The sequence below is a fragment of the Pseudomonas vancouverensis genome (genome assembly GCF_004348895.1).
Classification (GTDB): Bacteria; Pseudomonadota; Gammaproteobacteria; order Pseudomonadales; family Pseudomonadaceae; genus Aquipseudomonas; species Aquipseudomonas vancouverensis.
This window is the reverse complement of record NZ_RRZK01000009.1, coordinates 361,975-387,025: the sequence shown is the minus strand read 5'-3', so window position 1 is coordinate 387,025 and position 25,051 is coordinate 361,975. Positions and strand designations below refer to the sequence as shown.

Here is a 25,051-nt window from a genome sequence, read left to right as displayed (position 1 = left end):
TGGACTCTTTGACGTCTACTTCTGCCATCACTTCCTAAGAACGTTCGACGTGAGCAAACCTGACTATGGTTCATAATGTGTCCACCATGTCCCCGCACATGTGTCCACCATGTGTCCGGTCCATACAAGGCGTTTGTCAAAAGTGACCCGCCGTAAGGGCGGAACCATAAGCCGCCGTGACCAAAGAAACGGATATGTACACCGAAAAAAGTTAAAGCATCAGAGCGCCGGCGCCACACCCTCGACAATGATGACCTCAGCCAACGCCACCCCCTCCCGATACCCCCTGGCCTCCTGATACAACGCCGAGTGATAACACCCCAGCGCCAGCTCATACGAATCAAACTCGATCACCACACTGCGCTGCGGCGTCGCCCGCCCCTCCAGCGCCTCACTGCGCCCACCGCGAGCGAGAATCCGCGCGCCATAGGCCGCAAACGCCTTGGGCGCACGCTCAGTGTATTGGCGGTATTGATCAGGATCAGTGATGTCCACGTGAGCAATCCAGTACGCCTTCATATTGACCTCTCGGTTTGTTTTGTATCATGGTATACCATAATACTATTATTCCAGACACTGAGATTCCAGCATGGCCTTCAACAACATCGAAGACATCATCGAAGATTATCGCCTCGGCAAAATGGTCCTGCTGGTCGACGACGAGGACCGCGAAAACGAAGGCGACCTGCTGCTGGCCGCCGACTGCTGCACACCCGAGGCGATCAGCTTCATGGCCCGTGAGGCGCGCGGGCTGATCTGCCTGACCCTGACCGACGAGCACTGCAAACGCCTGGGACTGGAACAAATGGTGCCGAGCAACGGCAGTGTGTTCAGCACCGCGTTCACCGTGTCTATCGAAGCCGCGGTCGGCGTCACCACCGGCATCTCCGCCGCGGACCGCGCCTGCACCGTGGCCGCCGCCGTCGCCGCCAACGCCGGGCCGGCCGACATCGTGCAACCGGGACACATCTTCCCGTTGCGCGCCCGTGAAGGTGGCGTGCTGACCCGCGCCGGCCACACCGAAGCCGGTTGCGACCTGGCACGCCTGGCCGGGCACACCCCTGCCTCGGTGATCGTCGAGGTGATGAACGACGACGGCACCATGGCCCGTCGTCCGGACCTCGAAGTGTTTGCGCGCAAGCACGGGATCAAGATCGGCACCATCGCCGACCTGATTCACTATCGCCTGAGCACCGAGCACACCGTGGTACGAATCGGTGAACGTGAATTGCCGACCGTGCACGGCACCTTTCGTCTGATCACCTTTGAGGACCGCATCGAAGGCGGTGTCCACATGGCCATGGTCATGGGTGATTTGCGCCGCGAGGAACCGACCCTGGTGCGTGTGCATGCCATCGATCCATTGCGTGACCTGGTGGGCGCCGAATACAGCGGGCCGAGCAACTGGACCCTGTGGGCCGCCTTGCAGCGCGTGGCCGAGGAAGGTCACGGCGTGGTGGTGGTATTGGCCAATCACGAGTCTTCGCAGGCCTTGCTGGAGCGGGTACCGCAACTGACCCAGGCGCCACGGCAGTTCAACCGTTCGCAATCGAAGATCTATTCGGAGGTGGGCACCGGCGCGCAGATCCTGCAGAACCTCGGCGTGGGCAAGCTGCGCCACCTCGGGCCGCCGTTGAAATATGCGGGGTTGACCGGGTATGACCTGGAGGTGGTGGAGAGTATTCCGTTTACTGCTTGACCCATTTTATCCATTTACGAAGTTGGTTTTTGTGGCGAGGGAGCTTGCTCCCGCTGGGTCGCGAAGCGGCCCCTCTTTTGAGTGAAGACAATGGGACTGCTGCGCAGTCCAGCGGGAGCAAGCTCCCTCGCCACAGGTATTCACTGAACGATAAAACTCGCATTCGGCTGATAGCCGGTACGGCAAAATGCTTGCACAAAGTTTGGAATACCATAATATGATATTCCATAGACCGAGCAGTCGAAAACGACTCGCCGGACCTACTGCTCCCCACTCGGCGGGCACTTGAAGCCCCGCTCATAAACACAACAATGAGGGCGTGAAAATGGTGTTGAACAAAGGTGCAACCGCGGTAATTTTTGCGGGACTGCTGAGCCTGACCAGCCAGGCGCTGCTGGCGGCTGAAAGCGTCAACTTCGTCAGTTGGGGCGGCAGCACCCAGGATGCGCAAAAGCAGGCCTGGGCCGATCCGTTCAGCAAGGCCAGTGGCATCACCGTGGTCCAGGATGGCCCGACCGACTACGGCAAGCTCAAGGCCATGGTCGAAAGCGGCAACGTGCAGTGGGACGTGGTCGACGTCGAAGCCGACTTCGCCTTGCGCGCCGCCTCCGAAGGCCTGCTCGAACCCCTCGATTTCAATGTGATCCAGCGCGACAAGATCGACCCGCGCTTCGTTTCCGATCACGGCGTCGGCTCGTTCTTCTTCTCCTTCGTCCTCGGTTACAACGAAGGCAAGCTCGGCGCCAACAAGCCGCAGGACTGGTCGGCGCTGTTCGACACCAAGACCTACCCCGGCAAACGCGCCCTGTACAAATGGCCAAGCCCCGGCGTGCTCGAACTGGCGCTGCTGGCCGACGGCGTCCCCGCCGACAAGCTCTACCCGCTGGACCTGGATCGCGCCTTCAAGAAACTCGACACCATCAAGAAAGACATCGTCTGGTGGGGCGGCGGCGCGCAGTCGCAACAGCTGCTGGCTTCCGGTGAAGCGAGCATGGGCCAGTTCTGGAACGGTCGCATTCACGCCCTGCAGGAAGACGGCGCCCCGGTGGGCGTAAGCTGGAAGCAGAACCTGGTCATGGCCGACATCCTCGTCATTCCCAAGGGTTCGAAAAACAAGGACGCGGCGATGAAGTTCCTGGCCAACGCCAGCAGTGCCAAAGGCCAGGCCGACTTCTCCAACCTGACCGCCTACGCCCCGGTCAACGTCGACAGCGTCGCGCGCCTGGACTCAGTACTGGCGCCCAACCTGCCGACCGCTTACGCAAAGGATCAGATCACTCTTGATTTCGCGTACTGGGCCAAGAACGGTCCGGCCATCGCGACACGGTGGAACGAATGGCTGGTCAAATGAAAATGACGGCAACTGCTTCTCGTCCATCCACTGCCACCGGGAGCGCCACGGGCGCTGCCGGTTCGGCCCCGGCCAAGGCAGCTGTGGTGATGCAATCTCCTTCCCTGGCACAGCGCTGGCGCGGTGCGGGCAACCTGTTGCCGGCGCTGTTGTTCCTCGGCCTGTTCTTTCTCGCGCCGCTGATCGGCCTGTTGCTGCGTGGTGTGCTTGAACCGGAACCGGGGCTGGGCAACTACCAGCAGCTGTTTGCCAACTCGGCTTATGCACGGGTCCTGCTCAACACCTTCTCGGTGGCCGGTCTGGTGACGCTGTTCAGCCTGTTGCTGGGCTTTCCGCTGGCCTGGGCGATTACCCTGGTGCCCCGTGGCTGGGGGCGCTGGATCCTCAACATCGTGCTGCTGTCGATGTGGACCAGCCTGCTCGCCCGCACCTACTCCTGGCTGGTGCTGTTGCAGGCATCCGGGGTGATCAACAAGGCGCTGATGGCCATGGGCATCATCGATCAACCCCTGGAGATGGTGCACAACCTCACCGGCGTAGTGATCGGCATGAGCTACATCATGATCCCGTTCATCGTGCTGCCGTTGCAGGCGACCATGCAGGCCATCGACCCGATGATCCTGCAGGCCGGTTCCATCTGCGGCGCCAGCCCCTGGACCAACTTCTTCCGGGTGTTCCTGCCGCTGTGCCGGCCGGGGCTGTTCTCCGGCGGCCTGATGGTGTTCGTGATGTCCCTCGGGTACTACGTGACCCCGGCGCTGCTCGGCGGCGCGCAGAACATGATGTTGCCCGAGTTCATCATTCAGCAGGTGCAGTCGTTCCTCAACTGGGGCCTGGCCAGTGCCGGCGCCGCGTTGCTGATCGTGATCACCCTGGTGTTGTTCTACTTCTACCTGAAGCTTCAACCGGAATCCCCGGTTGGAGCCAGCAACGCGAGGTAAGCCGTCATGCTCCTGACTCCCAATGCCATGAGCCGGCGCATGCGCTTCGGCCTCTATGCCACCACCGGCTTGATCGGCCTGTTCCTGCTGCTGCCGATCGTGTTCATCGTACTGTTGTCGTTCGGTTCGTCGCAATGGCTGGTGTTCCCGCCACCGGGCTGGACGCTGAAGTGGTACGGCCAGTTCTTCTCCAACGCCGACTGGATGAACGCGGCAATGGCCAGCCTCAAGGTCGCGGTACTGACGACGTTCTTCGCCGTGGCGCTGGGCTTGCCGACCGCATTCGCCCTGGTGCGTGGCCGCTTCCCCGGCCGGGAAATGCTCTACGGCCTGTTCACCCTGCCGATGATCGTGCCCCTGGTGATCATTGCCGTGGCGGTGTACGCGCTGTTCCTCAAGCTGGGCTACACCGGGACGATGTTTGCCTTCGTGGTCAGCCACGTGATCGTCGCGTTGCCGTTCACCATCATCTCGATCATCAACTCGCTGAAGCTGTTCGATCAGTCGATTGAAGACGCGGCGGTGATCTGCGGCGCCTCGCGCCTGCAAGCGGTGTTCAAGGTGACGTTCCCGGCGATCCGTCCGGGCATGGTCGCCGGCGCCCTCTTCGCCTTCCTCGTCTCCTGGGACGAAGTGGTGCTGAGCGTGATGATGGCAAGCCCGACCCTGCAAACCCTTCCCGTGAAAATGTGGACCACCCTGCGCCAGGACCTGACGCCTGTGATCGCCGTCGCTTCGACGCTGCTGATCGGCCTCTCGGTATTGGTCATGGTGATCGCCGCCGCTTTGCGTCGGCGCAACGAAATCAGCGCTTGAGCGCCAGGAGTACGACATGAGTGCAGTGATCAAAGATTCCGCGCAGCAAAATGACAAACCCCTGGTCAGCCTGCGTAACCTGAACAAGCACTACGGCGACTTTGCCGCCGTGGACAACATCTCGCTGGACATCAAGGACGGCGAATTCCTCACCTTCCTCGGCTCCAGTGGCTCGGGCAAAAGCACCACCCTGTCGATGCTCGCCGGCTTCGAGACGCCGAGCAGCGGCGAGATCCTGGTCAATGGCCAGTCACTGGTCAACGTGCCGCCGCACAAACGCGACATCGGCATGGTGTTCCAGCGCTACTCGCTGTTCCCGCACCTCTCGGTGCGCGACAACATCGCCTTCCCGCTGGCCATTCGCAAACTGGCCGCTGCCGAACGTGACAAGCGCGTCGACGCGATGCTCAAACTGGTGCAGCTCGAACAGTTTGCCCATCGCCGCCCTTCGCAACTGTCCGGTGGTCAGCAACAGCGTGTCGCCATCGCCCGCGCCCTGGTCTACGAACCACGCATCCTGTTGATGGACGAACCGCTGGGGGCGCTGGACAAAAAACTGCGCGAAGACTTGCAGGACGAACTGCGTCAGCTGCACCGGCGCCTGGGCATCACCATCGTCTACGTGACCCACGATCAGGAAGAAGCCATGCGCCTGTCCCAGCGCATCGCGATTTTCAGCCACGGCAAGATCGTCGGCCTGGGCAGCGGCTATGACCTGTACCAGAACCCACCGAATGCCTTCGTCGCCTCGTTCCTCGGCAACTCGAACTTCCTCAAGCTCAAGGCCCAGGGCAACGCGGTGGCCAGTTTCGAAGGCCAGCCACTGTCGATTCGTCTGACCGCCGGCCTGCACACCGATCAGGACGTGCTGTTGATGGTGCGCCCGGAAAAAGCCCTGGCCCTGAGCAACCAGCAGGCCAGCGACGAACCGCTCGCCGCAGGCTGGAACGAAGTCTCGGCCAAGGTCGTGGAAGTGCTGTTTCTCGGCGAGAGCCAGACCTGCAGCGTGATCACCGCAGGCGGCACCTCGATGACGGTCAAGGCGCTGTCCGCCGCGGGCATGCCGCTCAAGGCCGGCGATCCAGTGCGCGTGCGCTGGGCCACGGCGGATGCCTGCGTCTACACCGAATGGGCCGAAAGCGACCTGAACAAAGCGGCCGGCGCGCATTGATCCCATGGCCCACCACGGTGGGCCACTGCTAAAGTGTCACCCTCGGGCCACCACAACGTCGGGTTGTGGTGGCCTTTTTTCTGTCGCCTGTAAGATAAATTGGACAACGGATTCCTATAATCCCGGTTTAATGCTAAATAGTGCTCAGTATTTTTAACACCCGACCCTGTCGTGCCACACAGCGCAACGAGAATAACGATATGAAAGTCCATTTCGAGAAAAGTGAAGTGTTTGGGACCCTCCACCTGCAATCGGCGGTGGCAGCATGATCGAAGTTACCGAAGTTTCCATTGCCGAGCTGCGCGCCGCCCTCGAATCCGGCCAGACCACCTCGGTTGAACTGGTTCAGGCTTACTTCGCCCGCATCGACGCCTATGACGGCCCGCAAACGCCGACCGCCCTCAACGCGGTGGTGGTGCGCAATCCCGAGGCACTGGCCGAAGCGCAGGCCAGTGACGCCCGCCGCGCCAAGGGCGAGACGCTGGGCCCGCTCGATGGCATTCCCTACACCGCCAAGGACAGCTACCTGGTCAAGGGCCTGACCGCGGCTTCCGGCAGCCCGGCCTTCAAGGACCTGGTGGCCTATCGTGACGCCTTCACCGTCGAGCGTCTGCGCGCCGGCGGCGCCATCTGCCTGGGCAAGACCAACATGCCACCGATGGCCAACGGCGGCATGCAGCGCGGCGTCTACGGTCGCGCCGAAAGCCCGTACAACGCCGACTACCTCACCGCGCCTTTCGCCTCCGGCTCCTCGAACGGTGCCGGCACTGCGACGGCCGCCAGCTTCTCCGCGTTCGGTCTGGCCGAAGAAACCTGGTCGAGCGGTCGTGGCCCGGCATCGAACAACGGCCTGTGCGCCTACACGCCGTCGCGCGGGGTGATCTCGGTGCGTGGCAACTGGCCGTTGACGCCGACCATGGACGTGGTGGTGCCGTTCGCCCGGACCATGGCCGACCTGTTCGAAGTGCTCGACGTGGTGGTCGCCGATGACCCGGACACCCGTGGCGATCTGTGGCGCTTGCAGCCCTGGGTGCCGATCCCGAAATCCTCCGAAGTGCGTCCTGAATCCTATGCTGCGCTGGCGGCCAACAGCGACGCGCTCAAGGGCAAGAAATTCGGCGTGCCACGCATGTACATCAATGCCGACCCTGAAGCCGGCACATCCGAAGCACCGGGCATCGGTGGCCCGACCGGCCAGCGCATCCACACCCGCCCTTCGGTGATCGGTCTGTGGGAGCAGGCGCGCAAGGCCCTCGAAGCCGCCGGCGCCGAAGTGCACGAAGTGGATTTCCCGCTGGTGTCCAACTGCGAAGGCGATCGCCCTGGCGCGCCGACCGTGTTCAATCGCGGCATCGTCTCCAAGGAGTTCCTCCACCACGAACTGTGGGACCTGACCGCCTGGGCCTTCGATGACTTCCTGCAAGCCAACGGCGACCCGAAACTCAACCGTCTGGTGGATGTCGACGGCCCGCAGATCTTCCCTCACGACCCGGGCACCCTGCCCAACCGTGAAGGCGACCTGGCCGCCGGCATGGACGAATACGTACGCATGGCCGAACGCGGCATCACCCCGTGGGACCAGATCAGCACGGTGCCGGATGGTCTGCGCGGCCTGGAGAAGACCCGCAAGATCGACCTCGAAGACTGGATGGATCGCCTCGGGCTCGATGCCGTGCTGTTCCCGACCGTGGCCGATGTCGGCCCGGCGAACGCCGACGTTGACCCGCAGTCGGCCGACATCGCCTGGAGCAACGGTGTATGGGTCGCCAACGGCAACCTCGCTATCCGTCACCTCGGCGTGCCGACGGTCACCGTGCCAATGGGTGTAATGCCGGACATCGGCATGCCGGTGGGCCTGACCTTTGCCGGTCGCGCCTACGATGACTCGGCGCTGCTGCACCTGGCGTCGGCGTTCGAAGCGACCGGCTCCAAGCGCATGATCCCGCCGCGTACTCCGCCACTGGTGAACACCAAGGCGTAAGCAGGCCCCGGACTGGCGTGATTCATCGCGCCAGTCCACTGCCTCACCCTCCGCCGGTTTTCCCCCAACTGGCTCCCAATGACACACCGCTCATGCCATAAGTCCCGCCAGCGCCAGCAGCCACGCAGTGGCGATCTATACTCAAGCACCTCGGTTTTTCCGTTTCAGCCAACCAGTCGACACCCGTGCGCACTGATCGCGCGCCCGTGCCTAACGCTAACCTGACCCGTCCCGAGTCCATGAGTCGTATCGCCAGCAATCGATCGGCGGCTGCACTCACTCACTGCATGGCTGACGGGGCGTGGAGAAGATCATGAAATCCAGACTTTTATCAGGCGCCGTCATTGCACTGGCCGCGACCGTGTTGATTCCCGCTGCCTGGGCTGGCAATCCGCAGGCCGTGGCTTCCGATGGGGCGGATCATGTGGGGGCTAATGGCATGGCTTCCGATGGTGCTGATCACGTCGGCGCTAATGGCATGGCATCGGATGGCGCCGATCACGTTGGTGCCACGGGCATGGCGTCAGATGGTGCTGATCACGTTGGTGCAACGGGCATGGCGTCCGACGGCGCTGATCATGTCGGTGCTAACGGCATGGCCTCCGATGGCGCTGATCACGTCGGTGCCAAGGACCTCGCTTCCGATGGCGCCGATCATGTCGGTGCTAACGGCATGGCCTCCGATGGCGCTGATCACGTCGGTGCCAAGGGCCTCGCTTCCGATGGCGCCGATCATGTCGGTGCTAACGGCATGGCCTCCGATGGCGCTGATCATGTCGGTGCCAAGGGCCTCGCTTCCGATGGCGCCGATCATGTCGGTGCTAACGGCATGGCCTCCGATGGCGCTGATCATGTCGGTGCTAACGGCATGGCCTCCGATGGCACTGATCACGTCGGTGCCAAGGGCCTCGCTTCCGATGGTGCCGATCACGTCAATGCCGCCCGGCTGGCATCTGACGGTTCGGACCATCTCAATGCCAACCGCCTGGCTTCGCGGGTGGGCGTAGGTTCGGACCGCGTCGCTTCCGAGCTCATGACCAGCAGCTACTCCGACCAGTTCAACACCCCGGTCGCTCGTTAGTCATACACCCACAAAAAAGTGGCGGCCGTTGAGGCCGCCGCTGGATCAAGGATCAACCTGAGCCATCAACTCGGGAATCGACTCCGGCCGTTTCGCGTAACGCTGCGCCAGCACCGCACAGACCATCAGCTGAATCTGATGGAACAGCATCAACGGCAGGATCAACACGCCGATGGTGCTGCCGGCAAACAGCACCTGGGCCATGGGCACGCCGGTCGCCAGGCTTTTCTTCGAGCCGCAAAACAGAATGGTGATGCGATCTTCCTGATTGAAACCAAACGCCTTGCCCAGCACGGTCGACGCCACCAGCACCAGCCCCAGCAACACACAGCAGGCCACCACCAGGCCGGCCAGTTCCCACACAGGGATCTGGTGCCAGAGCCCCTCATTGACCGCTTCGCTGAATGCCCCGTAAACCACCAGCAGGATCGAGCCCTGGTCGACGAACTTCAGCCAACTCTTGTTGCGCCCTACCCACTCGCCGATCCAGCGCCGGGCGATCTGTCCGGCAATGAACGGCAGCAGCAACTGCACGCTGATCTTGAGGATCGCATCGACCGTCGAGCTGCCTTCGCCATGCACGTTGAGCAGCAGGGTCACCAGCAACGGCGTGAGGAAAATCCCGAACAGGCTGGACGCCGCCGCGCTGCAAATGGCCGCCGGAATGTTGCCCCGGGCCAGCGAGGTGAAGGCGATCGCCGACTGCACGGTGGCGGGCAGCGCACACAGGTAGAGCATGCCCATGTACAGGTCTTTGCCGATCAACGGCGACAATACCGGTTTGAGCGCAAGGCCGAGCAGCGGGAACAGCAGGAACGTCAGGCTGAACACCAGCAGGTGCAGGCGCCAGTGGCCGGCGCCGGCAATGATCGACTCACGGGAAAGCTTGGCGCCATGCAGGAAAAACAGCAGGGCAATGGCGATGTTGGTCAGCCAGCTGAAACCGACCGCGACCTGACCGCTGGCCGGCAACAGGCTGGCCAGGGTGACGACGCCGATCAGGGTCAGGGTGAAGTTGTCAGGCAAGAAACGAGGGCGAGTCATGGGTGGGTTCATCCGGGGGTTGCCAGTACGTGAAAGCGACTCTAACGTGACTGGCAATTACCGACTAACGCCGATGAGCCAGCAGATGCCGCCTAAAGGACATGACAAAAGCGTTCGACGCAGCATTCCCGGGCTATCCAGCCTGCCGCGTCCGTTGTACGGTCGCACCGAATCGCTGCCCAATCGCGCCCTGACCCGCCGCCACAGTCACCCGTGGGTGCAGTTGTCCTACGCGATTCAAGGTGTGCTGGAAATACAGACCGGCGTCGGCCGCTTCGTCGCCCCTCCGGAACGCGCGGTGTGGATTCCCGCAGGCATGCCCCATCGCGTGTTCAGCTCGCCACGCACCGAGATGCGCAGCCTGTACATCGACTGCAGCGTGTCGCAATGGGCGCCATCCGGTTGCCATGTGCTGGGTGTCAGCGACCTGCTGCGTGAGTTGATACGAGCCTTCAGTCAGTTTCCGGTGGAATACGATCAGAGCGGTCCGCACGGCCGGCTGGCCCAGGTGATTCTCGATCAGTTGGCCGAGGCGCCGCAGATTGACTTGATGCTACCGCTGCCCCAGGACAGCCGCTTGCGCCAGATCGCACAAAGCCTCGAATCACACCCTGAGCAACAGACCACGCTCAGTCATTGGAGCGACAAGTTCGGCGTCACCGAAAAAACCCTCAGCCGCCTGTTCCTGCGCGATACCGGCCTGAGCTTCCGCGCCTGGCGCCAGCGCTTGCGCCTGCTGGGTGCCCTGACCCCGCTGGAACAGGGCGAGCGCGTGACCGATGTGGCGCTGGCCTGCGGCTACGACTCGACGTCGGCGTTCATTGCCGCGTTTCGCCAGCAGTTCGGCGAAACACCGGGGGAGTTCTTCCGCTAGGCGCTACGCAACAAACCGTAGGAGCGAGCATGCTCCGGGCGGCGTTTCGACGAAGGCGTGGTGTCAGTCAATGTATGTGTCGACTGATCCACTGCCATCGCGAGCAAGCTCGCTCCCACAGGGATTTTGCGTTACTGATCAGACTTGATGCTGGTCCACACCCGCGTGCGCACCCGCTCAAGCTTCTGCGGCAACGGCTGCACGACGTACAAGGTTGCCAACGCCTGGCTGGTCGGTGTCAGGTCGGCGTTGCCGGTGATCTCTTTGTTGATCAGCGGCAGCGAATCCTTGTTGGCATTCGGATAGCCGAGGAAGTCGCTGATCGGCGCGATCACTTTCGGGTCCAGCAGGTTGTTGAGGAATTCGTGGGCCTCAGCGACGTTCTTCGCGCTTTTCGGAATGGCAAAGGTGTCGAACCAGATCGGCGCGCCTTCCTTCGGCAGGCGCCAGTCGACCACCACGCCGTTGCCCGCCTCCTTCGCCCGGTTGCCGAACTGATAGAAGCTGCCGGAGTAACCGATGGCGACGCAGATATCGCCGTTGGCGATGTCGGTCATGTACTTGGCCGAGTTGAAGTAGGTGACGTAAGGGCGAACCTTCATCAACAACGCCTTGGCTTTTTCGTAGTCATCCGGGTTCTGGCTGTTCGGGTCGAGGCCCAGGTACTGCAAGGCAATCGGCAGGATTTCCGAAGGCGAATCGAGCATCGCCACGCCGCAGGACTTGAGCTTCTCCATGTTCTCCGGCTTGAACACCAGGTCCCAACTGTTGACCGGTGCGTTGTCGCCCAGCGCCGCCTTGACCTTGGCCGGGTTGAAGCCGATCAGCACGGTGCCGTACATGTAGGGCACGCCGTACTGGTTACCGGGGTCGTTCTTGTCCAGCAGCTTGAGCAGCGCCGGGTCCTGGTGCGACCAGTTCGGCAATTTGGATTTGTCGAGTTTCTGGAACACGCCAGCCTTGATCTGGGTCTCGATGAACTGGTTCGACGGCACCACCAGGTCGTAACCCGAGTTGCCGGTCAGCAGCTTGGCTTCCAGGGACTCGTTGGTGTCGAAAGTGTCCCAGGTGACCTTGATGCCGGTGTCCTTGGCAAAGTCCTTGGGCACGGACGGCAGGATGTAGTCCGCCCAGTTATACACCCGCAGTTCGCGCTGTTCGGCGTGCACGGCACAGGCCAGCAGCGACAACCCGCAAACAGTAGCGCCGAGTATGCGTTTCATTGAGTCCATGGATCGTTTCCCCAAGTGTGGCGTGAGTTCGATGGTTTTTATGTTCTGTACACGGCAGCAGCTTTGAAAATAGCCAAGGGCAAAGTCGTGGAGTTTCTCGTTATGGTTTTGAGGATCGTTGCAGTAACAGCAATCGGAGCCTGATTCTTGCCGACCCGGTGCGCAGCGCACAGCGTGAGGTTGGCCAAAAGGGGATCGTAATGGCCATTATCGGTGTCCGGAAGAATCGCCCGCACCGCCCTCATCGCCGTGGCTAGTCCAATCAGCCGATGCCCTCGCGACTGGACTGCTGCTTATTGCGCCATGCATTCCAATAACAAGATCGCGAGGTTTCGATGCGTGCTCCACTCCTGCTTGCCCTGCCCCTGCTCGGTCTGCTCAGTGCCTGTTCCGAACCCCATGACCCGACGCCGCTGGCCAGTGCCGGCAATGCCACGCCCTTGATCGGCAGTGCCACGATCGCGCAACCGCTGGCGGGCTTGGTCCCCGCCAACCCGTACATGGCCGCCAACGGCAGCAGCTACATGCACGGCGACGGCTACAGTTCCGATACCCATCCCGGCCCAGGTCCGCTGGGCCGCGACATGCAGGTCAACAGCCGCGACGGCAGCCGCAAACCGGGCGGTATGTGCCCGATTCACACCTTCGATCAACAGGGTCGCCTGGTGGTGCTGTGCGCCAACCTGATGCAATTCGAACTGCAACTGCTCGAACCACGCACCCTCAAGTTGCTGGCGCGCTATCCCCTGCCGCCGCGTCCGTCGACCTTCCATGCGCTGATCACCCTGGATCCGGACAAGATCATGGCCGACACCTCTGGCGCCTACTTCTATGTCGACGAGCAGAACCGCGTGGTGATTGCCGATGCCGAGCAGCACATCCAGCGCGTCGTGCATCGTCAGGACGCGTCGGGGGAATGGGTATTTGAAAAGGTCGACGACTGGGACCTGAGCAAAGAGGTCCCGCACGATTGCGTACGCCCTACGTCCTGGTTTCCCAAGGGTGAGTGCGACCCCGTGACCGGGGTCATGCCCGACCACCAGGGCTTGATCTGGTGGATCACCCGCCGTGGCCGGATCGGCACGCTGAACCCGCAAACCGGCAAGGTTCAGGGCGTGCAATTGATCAACGAAGAGATTCAGAACGGCCTGTCGGTCGCCGCCGACGGCGTGTACCTGGTGTCCGATCACGCCATGTACCGGTTTTCCGCCGATGCCCAGGGCAAACCCGTGCAAGGCTGGCGCGAGGTCTATGACCGTGGCACCGCACGCAAGGTCGGGGCGATCAACCAGGGCAGCGGCACCACGCCAACCCTGCTCGGCGAGCGTTATGTGACCATCACCGACAACAGCGACGGGCGCATCAACCTGCTGGTCTATCGTCGTGAGCAGGACTTCAGCGGTCAGCGCCTGATCTGCAAACTGCCGGTGTTCGACAACAACGCCTCGGCCACCGACAACTCGGCCATCGGCTGGGGCCGTTCGATCATCCTCGAGAACAACGCCGGCTACACCAGTGCCTTCGCACAGAAAGACTGGCAAGCGGTGCACGGCGGCATCAGTCGCATCGATATTCGCGCCGACGAATCGGGCTGCGATCGAGTCTGGGAATCGCCGGAACGTTCGCCGTCGGTAGTGCCCAAACTCTCGGTGGGCAATGGCCTGCTGTATTTCTACACCTTCGAGCCGCAGCCCAATGGCGAGAATGCCTGGTACCTGATGGCCCTGGACTTCGACAGCGGCAAGACCCGCTTCAAGGCGTTGAGCGGCGTCGGCCAGGCGTTCGACAACAACTGGTCGCCGATTACATTGGCCCCCGACGGCACCGCTTACGTCGGTACGTTTGGCGGGCTGGTGGCGCTATGGGACAACGCCGTGAACGTCACTGATCAGCCAGCGCAACTGAGCAAGCAATAGCGGCAGTGCGTGCGCGAATAAGCCTGATGACCTAACGTTAACCCGGTGGGGAATGCCCTTTGGCTCAGCAGCCAAGGGGCACCGCGTCTGCAGGTTTTTCTGGGAGTCACGGGCGATGAGCGATGCACTGGAGCTATACGGCGCGAACACCGGTAACAGCCTGCGGGCGGCCATTGCCCTGGAGGAAGCTGCCATTGCCTATACGGCCCGCCGTCTCGACCTGCGGGCACGCGAGCACGATGATCCGGTTTATCTGGCGCTGAACCCGACCGGCAAAGTACCGACCCTGGTCGATCATGCCTATGACCCGGCGCAGGTCATCAACCAGTCCAATGCAATCATCCAGTACGCCGACGCCAGGGCTCCCGGGCGACTGTCACCGGCAACACCGGGTCCTGAGCGCATGCAAGTGTTCGACCGCTATTTCTTTTTCGTGACTGACGTCATCGCCCCCAGCCACGCAGCGTTTTTCCTGCGTCAGTCGGGACTGGACAAGGCCGCCGATGCCATGGATGAGCGGGTGATCAATCACATGCTGTTCGCCGAAAGCTTCCTGACCGAAACCTTCATGGCCGGCGCGCAGTTCTCCATGGCGGACATCTCCGCCTTCACCATCATCACCGCGTTTCGCGATCGACTGGACTGGAAGCAACTGCCGCGGCTGTCACGCTGGTATCACAGCGTGGAAGCCAGACCGGCCGTGCAACGCGGCTTGAACGCGTTTCGCGAAACCTGAGCCGTGCACCAAGCAAAAATGCCCGGCGCAGTGCCGGGCATTTCCCATGAACCAGACGGTTTCCTTCTTAGTCGGTATAACCCAGTCGCGTTGCCCGGTTTTCCTGCGCCTGGTTCCGCGTGGCCAGGCAGTAGTACAACGGACAGGTCACCACCAGGCCAACCAGCCAGGACAGATCGGCACCTTCGACCAGGTTGGCATAAGGGCCGACGTAGAGCGACGTATTGGCAAACGGCAGTTGCACGATGATGCCGATGAAGTAGGCGATGATCGCGTGCAGGTTGAAGCGGCCATAGATGCCACCGTCGGCGCGGAAGATCGAGGCGATGTCATAGCGGCGCTGCTTGATCAGGTAGAAGTCGATCAGGTTGATCGACGCCCATGGCACCAGTACCAGCAACAGCGCCAGAATCAGACCGATGAACTGCGAAATGAAGTTCGCCGAGGCACCCAGCGCAACCACGCAGCAACCCGCCAGGACGATGCTCGACAACAACACACGCACCTTGATGCTCGGCGTCCACTGGCTGGCGAAGGTCTGGATCGAGGTGATGATCGACAGCACCGCGCCGTATAGATTCAGGGCGTTGTGGCTGATGATGTTGAGCAGGAACAGCACCATCAGGATCGGCCCCAGCCAACCGGTGGACTGCTTGACTGCCGCCATCGCCTCGGTGCCTTCCGGGGTCGCCAGTACCGCCACGGCGCCGAAGCTGAACGAGAGGATGGTGCCCAGCGTTGCACCCAGGTAGGTGGCGAAGAACGGCCGGGTGATACCGATGTCGGCCGGCAGGTAACGCGAGTAGTCCGAGACATAGGGTGAAAAGCTGATCTGCCAGATGATCCCCAGCGACACCGTCGCCAACCAGCCGGACAGGTTGAAACCGCCACGGGTAAAGAAATCCGCTGGCAGGTCATGGGCGAAGATGTAGAGGAAACCGGCGAGCAGCGCGCTGCCCATTACCCAGGTGCCGATGCGATTAAGGGTGTGAATGAAACGGTAACCGATCACGCCGATGGCGGTGGCACTGAGCGCTCCGATCAGGATGCTCGCCGGCACCGGGACAGAAGGTGCAATGCCGACAATCGACTTGCCCGCCAGGACGATGTTGGAAATGAAGAAGCCGATGTAGATCAGTGCGGCAAAGAACACGATCAGCAGCGCCCCGTAGCGGCCGAACTGTCCGCGACTCTGGACCATCTGCGGAATGCCCATGCACGGCCCCTGGGCCGAAGCGAGGGCAATCACCACGCCGCCGATCATGTGCCCCAGGGCAATCGCCAGCAGACCCCAGAACAGATTGAGGTGGAACACCTGGACCACCATGGCGCCGGTGACAATCGGCAGTGGCGCAATGTTGGTGCTGAACCACAGGGTGAAAAGATCGCGGGCCTTCCCATGGCGCTCTGCGAGAGGAACGTAGTCGACCGTGTGATTCTCGATCAACGGGTCTTGCCGGGACATCTGGGACATGTGCATGAACTCGAGTTGGTCTGTTCTTATCTTTGTATGAAGCCAAACCGGGGGGACTCTATGGCCGCCCCTCAGATGCCGACCATATTATGGTATTCCAAACTTTTAACAAGACTGATCCGGTCTTTGCGCCGCCATCTGAGCCGCTATCCTGCCCGATCAGCAGCGCTCTTTACCAGCTGAAAGCCCCGTAAATATTGCCTTTCCGACGAAAGCCGCACGTTTATCGGATCAGCCAAAAAGACCTTGCAATCGATGTATTACGGTATACCATCAGACCTACAAATTCATAAAAACGCTGTACAGCAGCCGAGGACCGCACAATGATCGATGCCGCCATTTACAAACAAGTCATGGGCTCGTTCCCGTCCGGCGTAACCGTCATCACCACGCTGGATGACGACGGACAAATCGTCGGCCTGACTGCCAGTGCGTTCAGCTCGTTGTCGATGGACCCGGCGCTGGTGCTGTTCTGCCCCAACTACAGCTCCGATTCCTATCCGGTGCTGATCAGGAACAAACGCTTCGCCATTCACGTCCTGTCCGGCGGACAACAGAGCGAAGCCTATGCCTTCGCCCGCAAAGGCAAGGACAAGGCACAGGGCATCGAGTGGACGTTGAGCGAATTGGGCAACCCGATTCTGGCCAATGCCACGGCGGTCATCGAGTGCGAACTGTGGCGAGAATATGAAGGTGGCGACCATGCGATCATGGTCGGCGCGGTGAAAAACCTGATCGTCCCGCAGCACAACCACGGGCCGCTGGTGTACTGCCACGGCAAGATGGGCGCCCTGCCCGTTCTGGCCTGACTCCCCCCAGCCGGGAAATCAAAGTGGGAACGCCGCCTGGAGCAGGCTCGTTCCCACAGGGAATTTCGCAGGTCCGGGAATTACTGCGACATGGCGTCCTTCTTCATCGCATCCTTGCTCATGCCGTCTTTGGACATGGCATCACCTTTTTTCATGGCGTCCTTGGACATCGCGTCACCCTTCTTCATCGCATCCTTGGACATGGCATCGCCTTTTTTCATGCTGTCCTTGGACATCGCATCGCCTTTCTTCATGGCGTCCTTGGACATCGAATCCTTGCTCATGCTGTCGTTGCTCATAGTGTCAGCAGCGAACACAGAGGCAGCACCAACGGCCAGGCACATGGACAGGACAACGGTAGTCAGCTTTTTCATGATGAAACTCCTTGAAGCATGGATTGCGGTTGGGTGAAGGTGTTTGGCGGTTCGTCAGCTGCCACCGAACCAGTTGTAGCCCTGGTCTTCCCAGTAGCCACCGCTGTAGGTGTTGCTGACGAAAATCGCCTGAATGTGTTTGGGGTTCTTGTAGCCGAGCTTGGTGGGCATGCGCAGCTTCATCGGGAAGCCGTATTCACGTGGCAATACCGCGCCGTCGTAGGTCAGCGTCAACAAGGTTTGCGCATGCAGTGCAGTGGCCATGTCGATGCTGGTGTAGTAGTCGTCGGCACATTTGAAACCGACGTATTTGGCATCGGTGTCGGCGCCGATGCGCTTGAGGAAATCGCTGAAGCGCACGCCGCCCCAGCGGCCGATGGCGCTCCAGCCCTCGACGCAGATGTGCCGGGTGATCTGGTCGGTCTGCGCCATGGCGCGCAGTTCTTCCAGGCGCCAGCTGCGTTTGTCGGCGACCAGGCCGCTGACTTCCAGGCGATAGCTCTCCTCATCCACCGTGGGCGCCTCGTCGATACCGTAGAAGGCATTGAACGGAAACGGCCGGGTGATCATCGACTCCGGATAAGTCGGCGCCATGGCGTTGGGGTTGAACAGCCAGCCCTGCACCCGGTCATTGAGGCGCGACATCGAGGACAGCGCGGTGTCGACGCTTTCGTTATCGGTGATGTTGCAACCGGACAGCATCGCCACGCCGCCAAGGGTCAGGCCGCGCAGCAGGAAGGAACGGCGTGAACGGTCTTCGATCTGCGGGGCGAGGATCTTGCGGGCGTCGGTCAGGATCGACGACTCGTCCAGCCCGGGAATCTGAATGCGCTTTTTCATACGTGCTCCTTGCGACCGACGATCATGGCTACCAGGGTTTTCGGGACCAGCGCTACCATCACCAGGTGCACCGCGACAAACGCCACCAGCAAGGCCATGGCGAAGAAGTGCACACGTCGTGCGCCCTCGTAACCGAACATCAACTCACGCAGCAGCGGGAACTGCACCGACTTCCACAACACCAGCCCGGACATCACCAGCACGATGATGTCGAGCATCACGAACAGGTAGGCAACGCGTTGCACCTGGTTGTAATGACTGAGGTCGGCATGCCCCAGCTTCCCCCGCAGCGCAGCCCACAGGTCGTGCAACACACCTTTGGGCGAGACCGGGAAAAACCGCCGTTGCAGACGACCGCTGAACAGGTTGATCAGCAGATAGACGAGGCCGTTGATCGCCAGAAACCACATCGCCGCGAAGTGCCATTGCAAGGCTCCGCCGAGCCAGCCGCCGAGGGTGATCGACTTGGGAAAGCTGAAATCGAAAATCGGCGAGGCGTTGTAGATGCGCCAGCCGCTGGTGACCATTACCAGCACCGCCAGAGCGTTAAGCCAGTGGGTCAGGCGGAGCCAGCGTGGGTGAAGCTGAACCGTCGATTGCGAGGTCACGTTGTCATCTCCTGAGCGGCGGCAAACATCGAATGGGCTGCCCTGTACGTCCGGGCAGCGCGCTGCATAATCGACGGTGGCCAGGCTTTGATCTGTAGGAAACGTCCGATAATGTTTTTGGGTCGCTCGATCACTTGGTGCCGAGTATGGGCGGCGCGAGATCGCCAAATCCTCACGTAAAGTTAAATTAATCGTGATAACTCACATGCAAACCTGTAGGAGCGAGCTTGCTCGCTCCTACAGGTTTAAGGGCCCGTCTGTTCGGCAGATATGGTTAAATGCCGCCCCTTTCCACGCTGCCGAACCGACCCCGATGAACACCGATGCCCTCGCCATTCTTCACGACCATTTGCTGGCAGCGCTGACCACGCCTCCCGCCGAAACCCGCCGCCTGTTCCACGGCCGCGGGCGCTGCTGGCCGGGGCTGGAGCAAGTCACCGTCGACTGGTTGCAGGGCGTGGTACTGGTGGCGCTGTTCAAGGAACCGGAAGCGGCGCAACTGGATGCCTTGAAAGCGCTGCTGATGGACATCACGCAATCCCCACAATGGGCGCAATCCGGTGCCCACACGCTGTTGCTGCAGCATCGCTACCTGCTGCAAAGCACCACCGAATGGCTGTTCGGTGACGTCATCGAAGAAATGACCATCAGCGAAGGCGGCCTGAAGTACCGGGTGGATCTGGGTCGCAAGCAGAACACCGGGCTGTTCCTCGACATGCGCTATGGCCGCGACTGGGTGCGCGCCAATGCCCAGGGCAAGCGCGTGCTGAACCTGTTCGCCTACACCTGTGGCTTCTCGGTGGCGGCCATCGAAGGCGGCGCCACCCATGTGGTCAACCTGGACATGTCGAGCCCGGCCCTGAGCCGTGGTCGCGACAATCATCGGCTCAATGGCCACGACCTGAGCCAGGTGACCTTCCTCGGCCATGACCTGTTCAAGTCCTGGGGCAAGGTGATCGGCAAAGGCCCCTATGACCTGGTGATCATCGACCCGCCGTCGTTCCAGAAAGGCAGCTTCCTGCTGACCAAGGACTACCAGCGCGTGCTGCGCCGCTTGCCGGAACTGCTCACGCCGCAAGGCACCGTTTTGGCCTGTATGAACGACCCGGCGTTCGGTGCCGATTTCCTCATCGACGGGGTGACTCGCGAGGCGCCGAGCCTGCGCTTCGAGCAGCGCCTGGACAACCCGCCGGAGTTTCCGGATGCGGATGTGGAGTGTGGGTTGAAAGCGTTGGTGTTTTCGCTCAATAGCTGAAAGGTCGAGCGTTATCGCGGGTTCAACACCCGTGCAAACAGCTCACCGTGACCGTTGACGTTGAGCTTGTGATAGAGGTTGCGCCGATGCACTTTCACCGTCTCCGGCGAGATGCCCATCTGCTGGGCAATGGCCTTGCTGGAAAAGCCCTGGAGGATCAGGCGCGCGGTTTCGATTTCCCGCACTGACAGACGTGCGTCGAAGCGGTCCAGCAACGTCGCCAGGTCACTGGCTACAGGTTCGGCCACCGCGCGCTCCGGCGGCAGCAACTGCTGGTGCCGGCGCATCGCCGCGAGCACCCAGTCACGCACGCACAGCAGCAAACCCTGCTCTTCGAGGCTGAACCTTGTCGAGCGTCCAAGTGACAGGCCGAGCACGGCGCCCTCGACATTGACCATGAATTGCAACTCGTCAGCGCCGACGACTGCGCTGAAGTAACTCAGGTAGTACTCGCTGTGCTGGAACTGGTCAGGCGCTACCGATTCGAGGCTGTGCAAACCGTCGGCGATGCCGGCGCAGGCCGCCTGATAAAACGGATCGAGCAGGTACATGCCGGCGCTGTAATCGGCCAGTTCTTCCGGTTCCTCCGCATGTCCCTTGGCATCGAAATCGATCAGCAGGCGTGGCACATGCCCGGGTCGCATCAGCGCCACCAACGCATTGTCCAGCGGCACCAGCAAACGCAAGGTATCGACCAGGGCCCGCCAGAAACCGTCTTGGCCCACGGCGGTGAAAATTCTCGCCACGCCCTGGTGCACGGGCAACTCTTTCAACAATGCGTCCACGCACTACCCCTTTTGAGTAACCCATGATGGGAATGGGTGAAGGCCATCCGGGTCGATAGGCTGCAAACTCCTGACTACCACCGGCCGCAGCAGGCCAGGAGTGCCGCATCATGAGTCGTCACCGCTTGTATTTCAATCTGGGCGCGGGGGCCTGCCTTGCAGCCTCGCTGTCGGTACTTGCCGACGAAGGCCCGACCGTACATGTGTACAACTGGTACGACTACATCGGCCCCACGACCCTGCAGGATTTCAAGCGTGACACCGGGATCGTGCCGGTCTACGACACCTTCGACAGCGCCGAAGTGCTGGAAGGCAAACTGCTCACCAGCCGCAGCGGTTACGACGTGGTGGTCGCAAGCAACTACAGCCTGCCGACCCTGATCAAGGCCGGTGCCCTGGCGCCATTGCCGCGTGAACAGATGCCGGGGTTCAAGGACATGGACACTGATCTGCTGGCGAAACTGGCCAACAACGATCCGGGCAACCAGTACGCGGTGCCGTACCTGTGGGGCACCAACGGCATTGGCTACAACATCGACAAAGTGCGTGCAGTGCTGGGCGACAAGGCGCCAGTGGACTCCTGGGACCTGGTGTTCAAGGAAGAGAACCTGGCCAGGCTCGGTGAATGCGGCGTGGCGATGCTCGACTCGCCCTCGGAAATGCTCCCGGTTGCCCTGCACTACCTGGGCCTGCCGCCCAACAGCACCGATCCCGAGGACTACAAGAAAGCTGAAGCGCTGCTGCTCAAGCTGCGCCCGCACATTGCCTACTTCAATTCGTCGAAGTTCATCAGCGACCTGTCCAACGGCAACATCTGCGTGGCGGTCGGCTGGTCCGGCGCCATGCTCGAAGCCAAGACCACCGCCGAACAGGCCGGCAACGGCGTAAAAATCGCCTACAGCCTGCCCAAGGAAGGCGCGCCGGTGTGGTTCGACACCCTGGTGCTGCTCAAGGACGCACCGCATCCGCAACAGGGCATGGCCTTCATCGATTACCTGATGCGCCCGCAGGTTATCGCACCGGTCAGCGACCACCTCAACTACCCCAACGGCAACCGCAGCGCGACCTCGCTGGTGGCTGAAGCGACTCGCAACAACCCGGCCGTCTACCCGCCTGCCGCCGCCATGGCCACCCTCTTCACCCTCCAGCCCCTGCCGCCTTCGACCGAGCGTGTGCGCACGCGAGTGTGGAGCAAGGTCAAGAACGGGCAATAGCCGGAATACACAAAACCCTGTGGGAGCGCGGCGTTCCGACGATGGTGCCGCCACCTTAAACATGAATGGAGCCTGCCCGACCGCTATCGCGAGCAAGCTCGCTCCCACAGATAACAATGCTTTTTCCTGCCACGATTCGAAGACGAGACAAGCCATGAAACCACGTGCCCGTGACCTGAACATTCAGTTCGGCCAACTTCAACCCGGCCCCCTCAACGCCATCACCGACGTACCCGGCGTGCGGATCGGCCACAGCAATGTGCGAGGACGCAGCGCCAACGGCCGCGACGTGCTCACCGGCGTCACGGTCATCGAACCGCGAGCCAGCTCCACCAGCCAGCAGCCGTGCTTTGCCGGTGTCCATGTGCTGAACGGTAATGGCGATGCCACCGGCCTTGAGTGGATCCGTGAGGCGGGTTTGCTCACCAGCCCGATTGCCTTCACCAACACCCACAGCCTGGGCGTGGTACGCGATGCGCTGATCGTGATCGACCGCGAGCAGCAGCCAGAGGACGGGCGTCTCTACTGGAACATGCCGGTGGTGCTGGAAACCTTTGACGGCTTGCTCAACGACATCAACGGTTTTCACGTCAAGCCCGAGCACGTCGCCGAAGCGGTGCGCAATGCCCAGGGCGGCCCGGTGACGGAGGGCAACGTCGGTGGCGGCAGCGGTATGATCTGCCATGAATTCAAGGGAGGTATCGGCACCGCCTCGCGACGCCTGAATAGTGCCCAGGGTGGCTGGACAGTGGGCGCGATCGTCCAGGCCAACCACGGCATCCGCCATGAATTGCGCGTCGACGGCTACCCGGTCGGCCGCTACCTGGAACAGCGCGATTCGCCGTTCCTCAAAGCGGCGCTGCCCCACCCCGGCATGGGCTCGATAGTGGTCTGCCTGGCCACCGATGCGCCATTGCTGCCACACCAGTGCACCCGCCTGGCCCAGCGCGCCAGCCTCGGCCTGGCCCGCACCGGCGGCGGCAACGAAGACCACAGCGGCGACATTTTCATCGCCTTCGCCACCGGTAACGAACACATCCCCGCGGCGGCGTATGAAAGCAAAAAATCGCCCACCACCGACCACCTGCGAATGGTCAACAACGACCACATCAGCGAGCTGTTCCTCGCTGCCACCGAAGCCGTGGAGGAAGCCATCATCAATGCCTTGCTGAGCGCCGACAGCGCTGAAGGCAACGGGCATGCCGTGCCGGGGCTGGATGCAGACACCTTGCTCAAGGCCATGCGCCAGGCCGGTTGGCCGGGCGAACCGGGGTAACCCGTTCATGCCGGTCGTCGATGGATGAGAAGCGCAGCAGACAACCGGCGCAATTGCGCCGAGGCAGACGACTAGTGGTACTTGAGTGAAACACTTGGTCTTTCTAGGATGAACTTACGCAGCCGCTTGCGGATGCAAGCCGTTGCGTAAGCGGTGGGTGCACTGAACCCCTATCAAGCCCGCCGCTTGTTGCATGCGCATCTTGAGCCTCAAGGCTCTACTTCTCCCCATCAAAGAGCATTTGAGGCTCTTTTTTACCCGTTCGAACCTTCCCCCAAATCGACTTCAAACCCCTGCGGGAGCAGGTGTGCGCCGCAAGGACGCTCATGCTCGATCGGTCGGTGCCAGCGAACGCCATGCCGCACTCGCCAACTGATCCCGATAGATCCTGGGGCTGCTCTTCACCCGCCCCGAAAGCCACGCACGGCAGTAGCTTTCAGCCTGGCCGATGATCAGTGAAAGGATCAGCTCATTCGGCATGCCACCGAGTTCCTCACCCCGATTCGAGGCCCCCAACCACGTCAGCAATTGCTTGTTGCGGGCCTTGTTGCGAGTGACGAGCTCATCCTTGAACGGTCCCTTGGTCACGGCAAATCGTGCGTGGTACTGGAACCTCGCCCACTCCGGCTGGCTGTCCACCCAATCGACATAGCTGTGCACCAACGCATAGACCCCGGCCTCGGTGGTTTCGGCTTGTGCGAGGTAGCTGTCACGCAATTGCGCCTGGTCATCAAGCGCGGTGAAAAACAGTGCCGCGACCAGCCCTTCCTTGTTGCCAAAATGATGATAGATCGCGCCGACGCTGGTCGCGCATTCGGCACGAATCATGTCGATGGTCGTGGCCTCGATCCCCTGTTCGTTGAACAGCGTGAGGGCTTTTCTGAAGATGTCGCGCTTGAGTTCGGCACGTCGGCCGGGATAGCAGCGCTCAAGTAGATCGGCGGTTTCCATGTGCACACAGTCCGGAAAAATCAAAGATCGCGTCGGGCGACTGCCAAGGGACGCGTGGCGACAAACGTGCCTCGACAAGGTTGACAGATTTCTCTTCGACAGAATAGTGTTCCGTAACAGAACAATATTCTGTTTAAGAACACTATTCTGCCAACAACCTGTTCAAGAGGCTTTCAAATGAGTCAGTTCCTCAGCATGTTCAACAGCGCCGGCTCCCAGGCTTTCAGCAAAATGGCCTGCCAGGTGGCGCCGTACTTCAGCACCATCACCCCCTTGGTGAGCGACCTGCGCAAAGGCTCGGCCACCGTGCAGGTGCCATTCGCCAAGGAAATCACCAACCACCTGGGTACCGTTCACGCGATTGCGATGTGTAACGCCGCCGAGTTGGCGGCCGGGATGATGACGGACGTGAGCATTCCCGCCGGTGCGCGCTGGATTCCCAAGGGCATGAGCGTGGAATACCTGGCCAAGGCCAAGACCGATGTGACGGCAGTGGCCGACGGAGCAGCCGTGGAATGGACCACGGAAGGCGACAAGATCGTGCCGGTGGACATTCATGACGCCGAGGGCAAGAAGGTGTTCACGGCGCGGATCACCATGAATGTGAAGCTGGTGTAAGCGGC

At 61.5% G+C, this 25,051-nt stretch carries 23 protein-coding genes and 1 pseudogene; 15 read left to right on the top strand and 9 right to left on the bottom strand.

Features of this window, described 5'->3' with window-relative positions; genetic code table 11:
* Nucleotides 1–219: 219 nt before the first annotated feature.
* The gene (locus EIY72_RS11520; protein WP_093223433.1) at nt 220–519 is read right to left on the bottom strand and encodes a DUF1330 domain-containing protein; all 300 of its coding nucleotides are present in this window, start codon (nt 517–519) and stop codon (nt 220–222) included.
* Nucleotides 520–589: 70 nt separating this feature from the next.
* On the opposite strand from EIY72_RS11520, the gene ribBA reads away from it, so the two are divergent.
* From ribBA to EIY72_RS30325, 7 genes and pseudogenes are all read left to right on the top strand, one after another.
* A complete protein-coding gene (gene ribBA / locus EIY72_RS11515; RefSeq protein WP_093223435.1) occupies nt 590–1,699 on the top strand; it encodes a bifunctional 3,4-dihydroxy-2-butanone-4-phosphate synthase/GTP cyclohydrolase II in 1,110 nt (369 codons plus the stop codon).
* 325 nt (nt 1,700–2,024) lie between these two features.
* Entirely contained in the window at nt 2,025–3,050 is a 1,026-nt protein-coding gene (locus EIY72_RS11505; RefSeq protein WP_093223442.1) for an ABC transporter substrate-binding protein, read from the top strand.
* Entirely contained in the window at nt 3,047–3,991 is a 945-nt protein-coding gene (locus EIY72_RS11500) for an ABC transporter permease (protein WP_162276460.1), read from the top strand. The genes EIY72_RS11505 and EIY72_RS11500 overlap by 4 nt, the downstream gene beginning before the upstream one ends.
* Nucleotides 3,992–3,997: 6 nt before the next feature.
* A complete protein-coding gene (locus tag EIY72_RS11495; protein ID WP_007976227.1) occupies nt 3,998–4,807 on the top strand; it encodes an ABC transporter permease in 810 nt (269 codons plus the stop codon).
* Nucleotides 4,808–4,823: 16 nt separating this feature from the next.
* Entirely contained in the window at nt 4,824–5,978 is a 1,155-nt protein-coding gene (locus EIY72_RS11490) for an ABC transporter ATP-binding protein (protein WP_093223448.1), read from the top strand.
* A gap of 265 nt (nt 5,979–6,243) precedes the next feature.
* Entirely contained in the window at nt 6,244–7,959 is a 1,716-nt protein-coding gene (locus tag EIY72_RS11485; protein WP_093223451.1) for an amidase, read from the top strand.
* 313 nt (nt 7,960–8,272) lie between these two features.
* Nucleotides 8,273–8,551: pseudogene (locus EIY72_RS30325) on the top strand (hypothetical protein); the annotation flags it as partial.
* A gap of 534 nt (nt 8,552–9,085) precedes the next feature.
* Here the strand turns inward: EIY72_RS30325 and EIY72_RS11475 are convergent.
* On the bottom strand, nt 9,086–10,084 hold the full coding sequence (locus EIY72_RS11475; protein ID WP_093223454.1) for a bile acid:sodium symporter family protein: 999 nt from the start codon (nt 10,082–10,084) through the stop codon (nt 9,086–9,088).
* A gap of 85 nt (nt 10,085–10,169) precedes the next feature.
* Here EIY72_RS11475 and EIY72_RS11470 point away from each other — a divergent pair, with 85 nt between their 5' ends.
* Nucleotides 10,170–10,958, top strand: coding sequence for an AraC family transcriptional regulator (locus tag EIY72_RS11470; protein WP_093223457.1), 789 nt, complete (start codon nt 10,170–10,172; stop codon nt 10,956–10,958).
* 131 nt (nt 10,959–11,089) lie between these two features.
* Here the strand turns inward: EIY72_RS11470 and EIY72_RS11465 are convergent, their stop codons facing one another.
* Nucleotides 11,090–12,190, bottom strand: a complete 1,101-nt coding sequence (locus EIY72_RS11465) for a polyamine ABC transporter substrate-binding protein (RefSeq protein ID WP_093223460.1) — start codon at nt 12,188–12,190, stop codon at nt 11,090–11,092.
* Nucleotides 12,191–12,525: 335 nt separating this feature from the next.
* Between EIY72_RS11465 and EIY72_RS11460 the strand changes: the two genes are divergently transcribed.
* Both EIY72_RS11460 and EIY72_RS11455 read left to right on the top strand, forming a co-directional pair.
* The gene (locus EIY72_RS11460; RefSeq protein ID WP_093223463.1) at nt 12,526–14,106 is read left to right on the top strand and encodes a PQQ-binding-like beta-propeller repeat protein; all 1,581 of its coding nucleotides are present in this window, start codon (nt 12,526–12,528) and stop codon (nt 14,104–14,106) included.
* Nucleotides 14,107–14,221: 115 nt separating this feature from the next.
* Nucleotides 14,222–14,842, top strand: a complete 621-nt coding sequence (locus EIY72_RS11455) for a glutathione S-transferase family protein (RefSeq protein WP_093223466.1) — start codon at nt 14,222–14,224, stop codon at nt 14,840–14,842.
* A gap of 67 nt (nt 14,843–14,909) precedes the next feature.
* Here EIY72_RS11455 and EIY72_RS11450 read toward each other — a convergent pair whose 3' ends face one another.
* Nucleotides 14,910–16,316, bottom strand: a complete 1,407-nt coding sequence (locus tag EIY72_RS11450) for a purine-cytosine permease family protein (protein ID WP_093223468.1) — start codon at nt 16,314–16,316, stop codon at nt 14,910–14,912.
* A gap of 323 nt (nt 16,317–16,639) precedes the next feature.
* On the opposite strand from EIY72_RS11450, the gene EIY72_RS11445 reads away from it, so the two are divergent.
* Nucleotides 16,640–17,125: a flavin reductase family protein gene (locus tag EIY72_RS11445; protein WP_093223471.1), complete on the top strand. Its 486-nt coding sequence runs from the start codon at nt 16,640–16,642 to the stop codon at nt 17,123–17,125.
* A gap of 80 nt (nt 17,126–17,205) precedes the next feature.
* On the opposite strand, the gene EIY72_RS11440 is transcribed toward EIY72_RS11445, so the two are convergent.
* The 3 genes from EIY72_RS11440 to EIY72_RS11430 are packed head-to-tail and all read right to left on the bottom strand — an operon-like array spanning nt 17,206 to nt 18,947.
* The gene (locus EIY72_RS11440; RefSeq protein WP_093223474.1) at nt 17,206–17,499 is read right to left on the bottom strand and encodes a pentapeptide MXKDX repeat protein; all 294 of its coding nucleotides are present in this window, start codon (nt 17,497–17,499) and stop codon (nt 17,206–17,208) included.
* Nucleotides 17,500–17,553: 54 nt separating this feature from the next.
* Complete coding sequence (locus EIY72_RS11435; protein WP_093223478.1) at nt 17,554–18,339, bottom strand: molybdopterin-dependent oxidoreductase; 786 nt, start codon at nt 18,337–18,339, stop codon at nt 17,554–17,556.
* Nucleotides 18,336–18,947, bottom strand: coding sequence for a cytochrome b/b6 domain-containing protein (locus EIY72_RS11430; RefSeq protein WP_093223481.1), 612 nt, complete (start codon nt 18,945–18,947; stop codon nt 18,336–18,338). Before EIY72_RS11430 ends, EIY72_RS11435 begins: the two co-directional genes overlap by 4 nt.
* Before the next feature lie 313 nt (nt 18,948–19,260).
* Here EIY72_RS11430 and EIY72_RS11425 point away from each other — a divergent pair, with 313 nt between their 5' ends.
* A complete protein-coding gene (locus EIY72_RS11425) occupies nt 19,261–20,202 on the top strand; it encodes a class I SAM-dependent methyltransferase (protein WP_093223484.1) in 942 nt (313 codons plus the stop codon).
* An 11-nt stretch (nt 20,203–20,213) separates the two neighbouring features.
* Here EIY72_RS11425 and EIY72_RS11420 read toward each other — a convergent pair whose 3' ends face one another.
* Nucleotides 20,214–20,987 carry a helix-turn-helix transcriptional regulator gene (locus EIY72_RS11420; RefSeq protein WP_093223487.1) on the bottom strand — a complete coding sequence of 258 codons (774 nt, stop codon included), beginning with the start codon at nt 20,985–20,987 and terminating at the stop codon, nt 20,214–20,216.
* Nucleotides 20,988–21,097: 110 nt separating this feature from the next.
* On the opposite strand from EIY72_RS11420, the gene EIY72_RS11415 reads away from it, so the two are divergent.
* Entirely contained in the window at nt 21,098–22,201 is a 1,104-nt protein-coding gene (locus EIY72_RS11415) for an extracellular solute-binding protein (RefSeq protein ID WP_093223490.1), read from the top strand.
* A gap of 154 nt (nt 22,202–22,355) precedes the next feature.
* The gene (locus EIY72_RS11410) at nt 22,356–23,477 is read left to right on the top strand and encodes a DmpA family aminopeptidase (RefSeq protein ID WP_093223493.1); all 1,122 of its coding nucleotides are present in this window, start codon (nt 22,356–22,358) and stop codon (nt 23,475–23,477) included.
* A gap of 324 nt (nt 23,478–23,801) precedes the next feature.
* On the opposite strand, the gene EIY72_RS11405 is transcribed toward EIY72_RS11410, so the two are convergent.
* A complete protein-coding gene (locus EIY72_RS11405; protein WP_093223496.1) occupies nt 23,802–24,428 on the bottom strand; it encodes a TetR/AcrR family transcriptional regulator in 627 nt (208 codons plus the stop codon).
* Between the two features lie 177 nt (nt 24,429–24,605).
* On the opposite strand from EIY72_RS11405, the gene EIY72_RS11400 reads away from it, so the two are divergent.
* Nucleotides 24,606–25,046 (top strand): hotdog fold domain-containing protein, encoded by a 441-nt coding sequence (locus tag EIY72_RS11400; RefSeq protein ID WP_093223499.1) that lies wholly within the window; start codon nt 24,606–24,608, stop codon nt 25,044–25,046.
* Nucleotides 25,047–25,051: the final 5 nt, after the last annotated feature.

Coding starts and splice junctions, on each gene's coding strand:
- EIY72_RS11520 (WP_093223433.1), bottom strand. CDS start 519: ATGAAGGCGTACTGGATTGCTCACGTGGACATCACTGATCCTGATCAA.
- ribBA (WP_093223435.1), top strand. CDS start 590: ATGGCCTTCAACAACATCGAAGACATCATCGAAGATTATCGCCTCGGC.
- EIY72_RS11505 (WP_093223442.1), top strand. CDS start 2,025: ATGGTGTTGAACAAAGGTGCAACCGCGGTAATTTTTGCGGGACTGCTG.
- EIY72_RS11500 (WP_162276460.1), top strand. CDS start 3,047: ATGAAAATGACGGCAACTGCTTCTCGTCCATCCACTGCCACCGGGAGC.
- EIY72_RS11495 (WP_007976227.1), top strand. CDS start 3,998: ATGCTCCTGACTCCCAATGCCATGAGCCGGCGCATGCGCTTCGGCCTC.
- EIY72_RS11490 (WP_093223448.1), top strand. CDS start 4,824: ATGAGTGCAGTGATCAAAGATTCCGCGCAGCAAAATGACAAACCCCTG.
- EIY72_RS11485 (WP_093223451.1), top strand. CDS start 6,244: ATGATCGAAGTTACCGAAGTTTCCATTGCCGAGCTGCGCGCCGCCCTC.
- EIY72_RS11475 (WP_093223454.1), bottom strand. CDS start 10,084: ATGACTCGCCCTCGTTTCTTGCCTGACAACTTCACCCTGACCCTGATC.
- EIY72_RS11470 (WP_093223457.1), top strand. CDS start 10,170: ATGCCGCCTAAAGGACATGACAAAAGCGTTCGACGCAGCATTCCCGGG.
- EIY72_RS11465 (WP_093223460.1), bottom strand. CDS start 12,190: ATGGACTCAATGAAACGCATACTCGGCGCTACTGTTTGCGGGTTGTCG.
- EIY72_RS11460 (WP_093223463.1), top strand. CDS start 12,526: ATGCGTGCTCCACTCCTGCTTGCCCTGCCCCTGCTCGGTCTGCTCAGT.
- EIY72_RS11455 (WP_093223466.1), top strand. CDS start 14,222: ATGAGCGATGCACTGGAGCTATACGGCGCGAACACCGGTAACAGCCTG.
- EIY72_RS11450 (WP_093223468.1), bottom strand. CDS start 16,316: ATGTCCCAGATGTCCCGGCAAGACCCGTTGATCGAGAATCACACGGTC.
- EIY72_RS11445 (WP_093223471.1), top strand. CDS start 16,640: ATGATCGATGCCGCCATTTACAAACAAGTCATGGGCTCGTTCCCGTCC.
- EIY72_RS11440 (WP_093223474.1), bottom strand. CDS start 17,499: ATGAAAAAGCTGACTACCGTTGTCCTGTCCATGTGCCTGGCCGTTGGT.
- EIY72_RS11435 (WP_093223478.1), bottom strand. CDS start 18,339: ATGAAAAAGCGCATTCAGATTCCCGGGCTGGACGAGTCGTCGATCCTG.
- EIY72_RS11425 (WP_093223484.1), top strand. CDS start 19,261: ATGAACACCGATGCCCTCGCCATTCTTCACGACCATTTGCTGGCAGCG.
- EIY72_RS11415 (WP_093223490.1), top strand. CDS start 21,098: ATGAGTCGTCACCGCTTGTATTTCAATCTGGGCGCGGGGGCCTGCCTT.
- EIY72_RS11410 (WP_093223493.1), top strand. CDS start 22,356: ATGAAACCACGTGCCCGTGACCTGAACATTCAGTTCGGCCAACTTCAA.
- EIY72_RS11405 (WP_093223496.1), bottom strand. CDS start 24,428: ATGGAAACCGCCGATCTACTTGAGCGCTGCTATCCCGGCCGACGTGCC.
- EIY72_RS11400 (WP_093223499.1), top strand. CDS start 24,606: ATGAGTCAGTTCCTCAGCATGTTCAACAGCGCCGGCTCCCAGGCTTTC.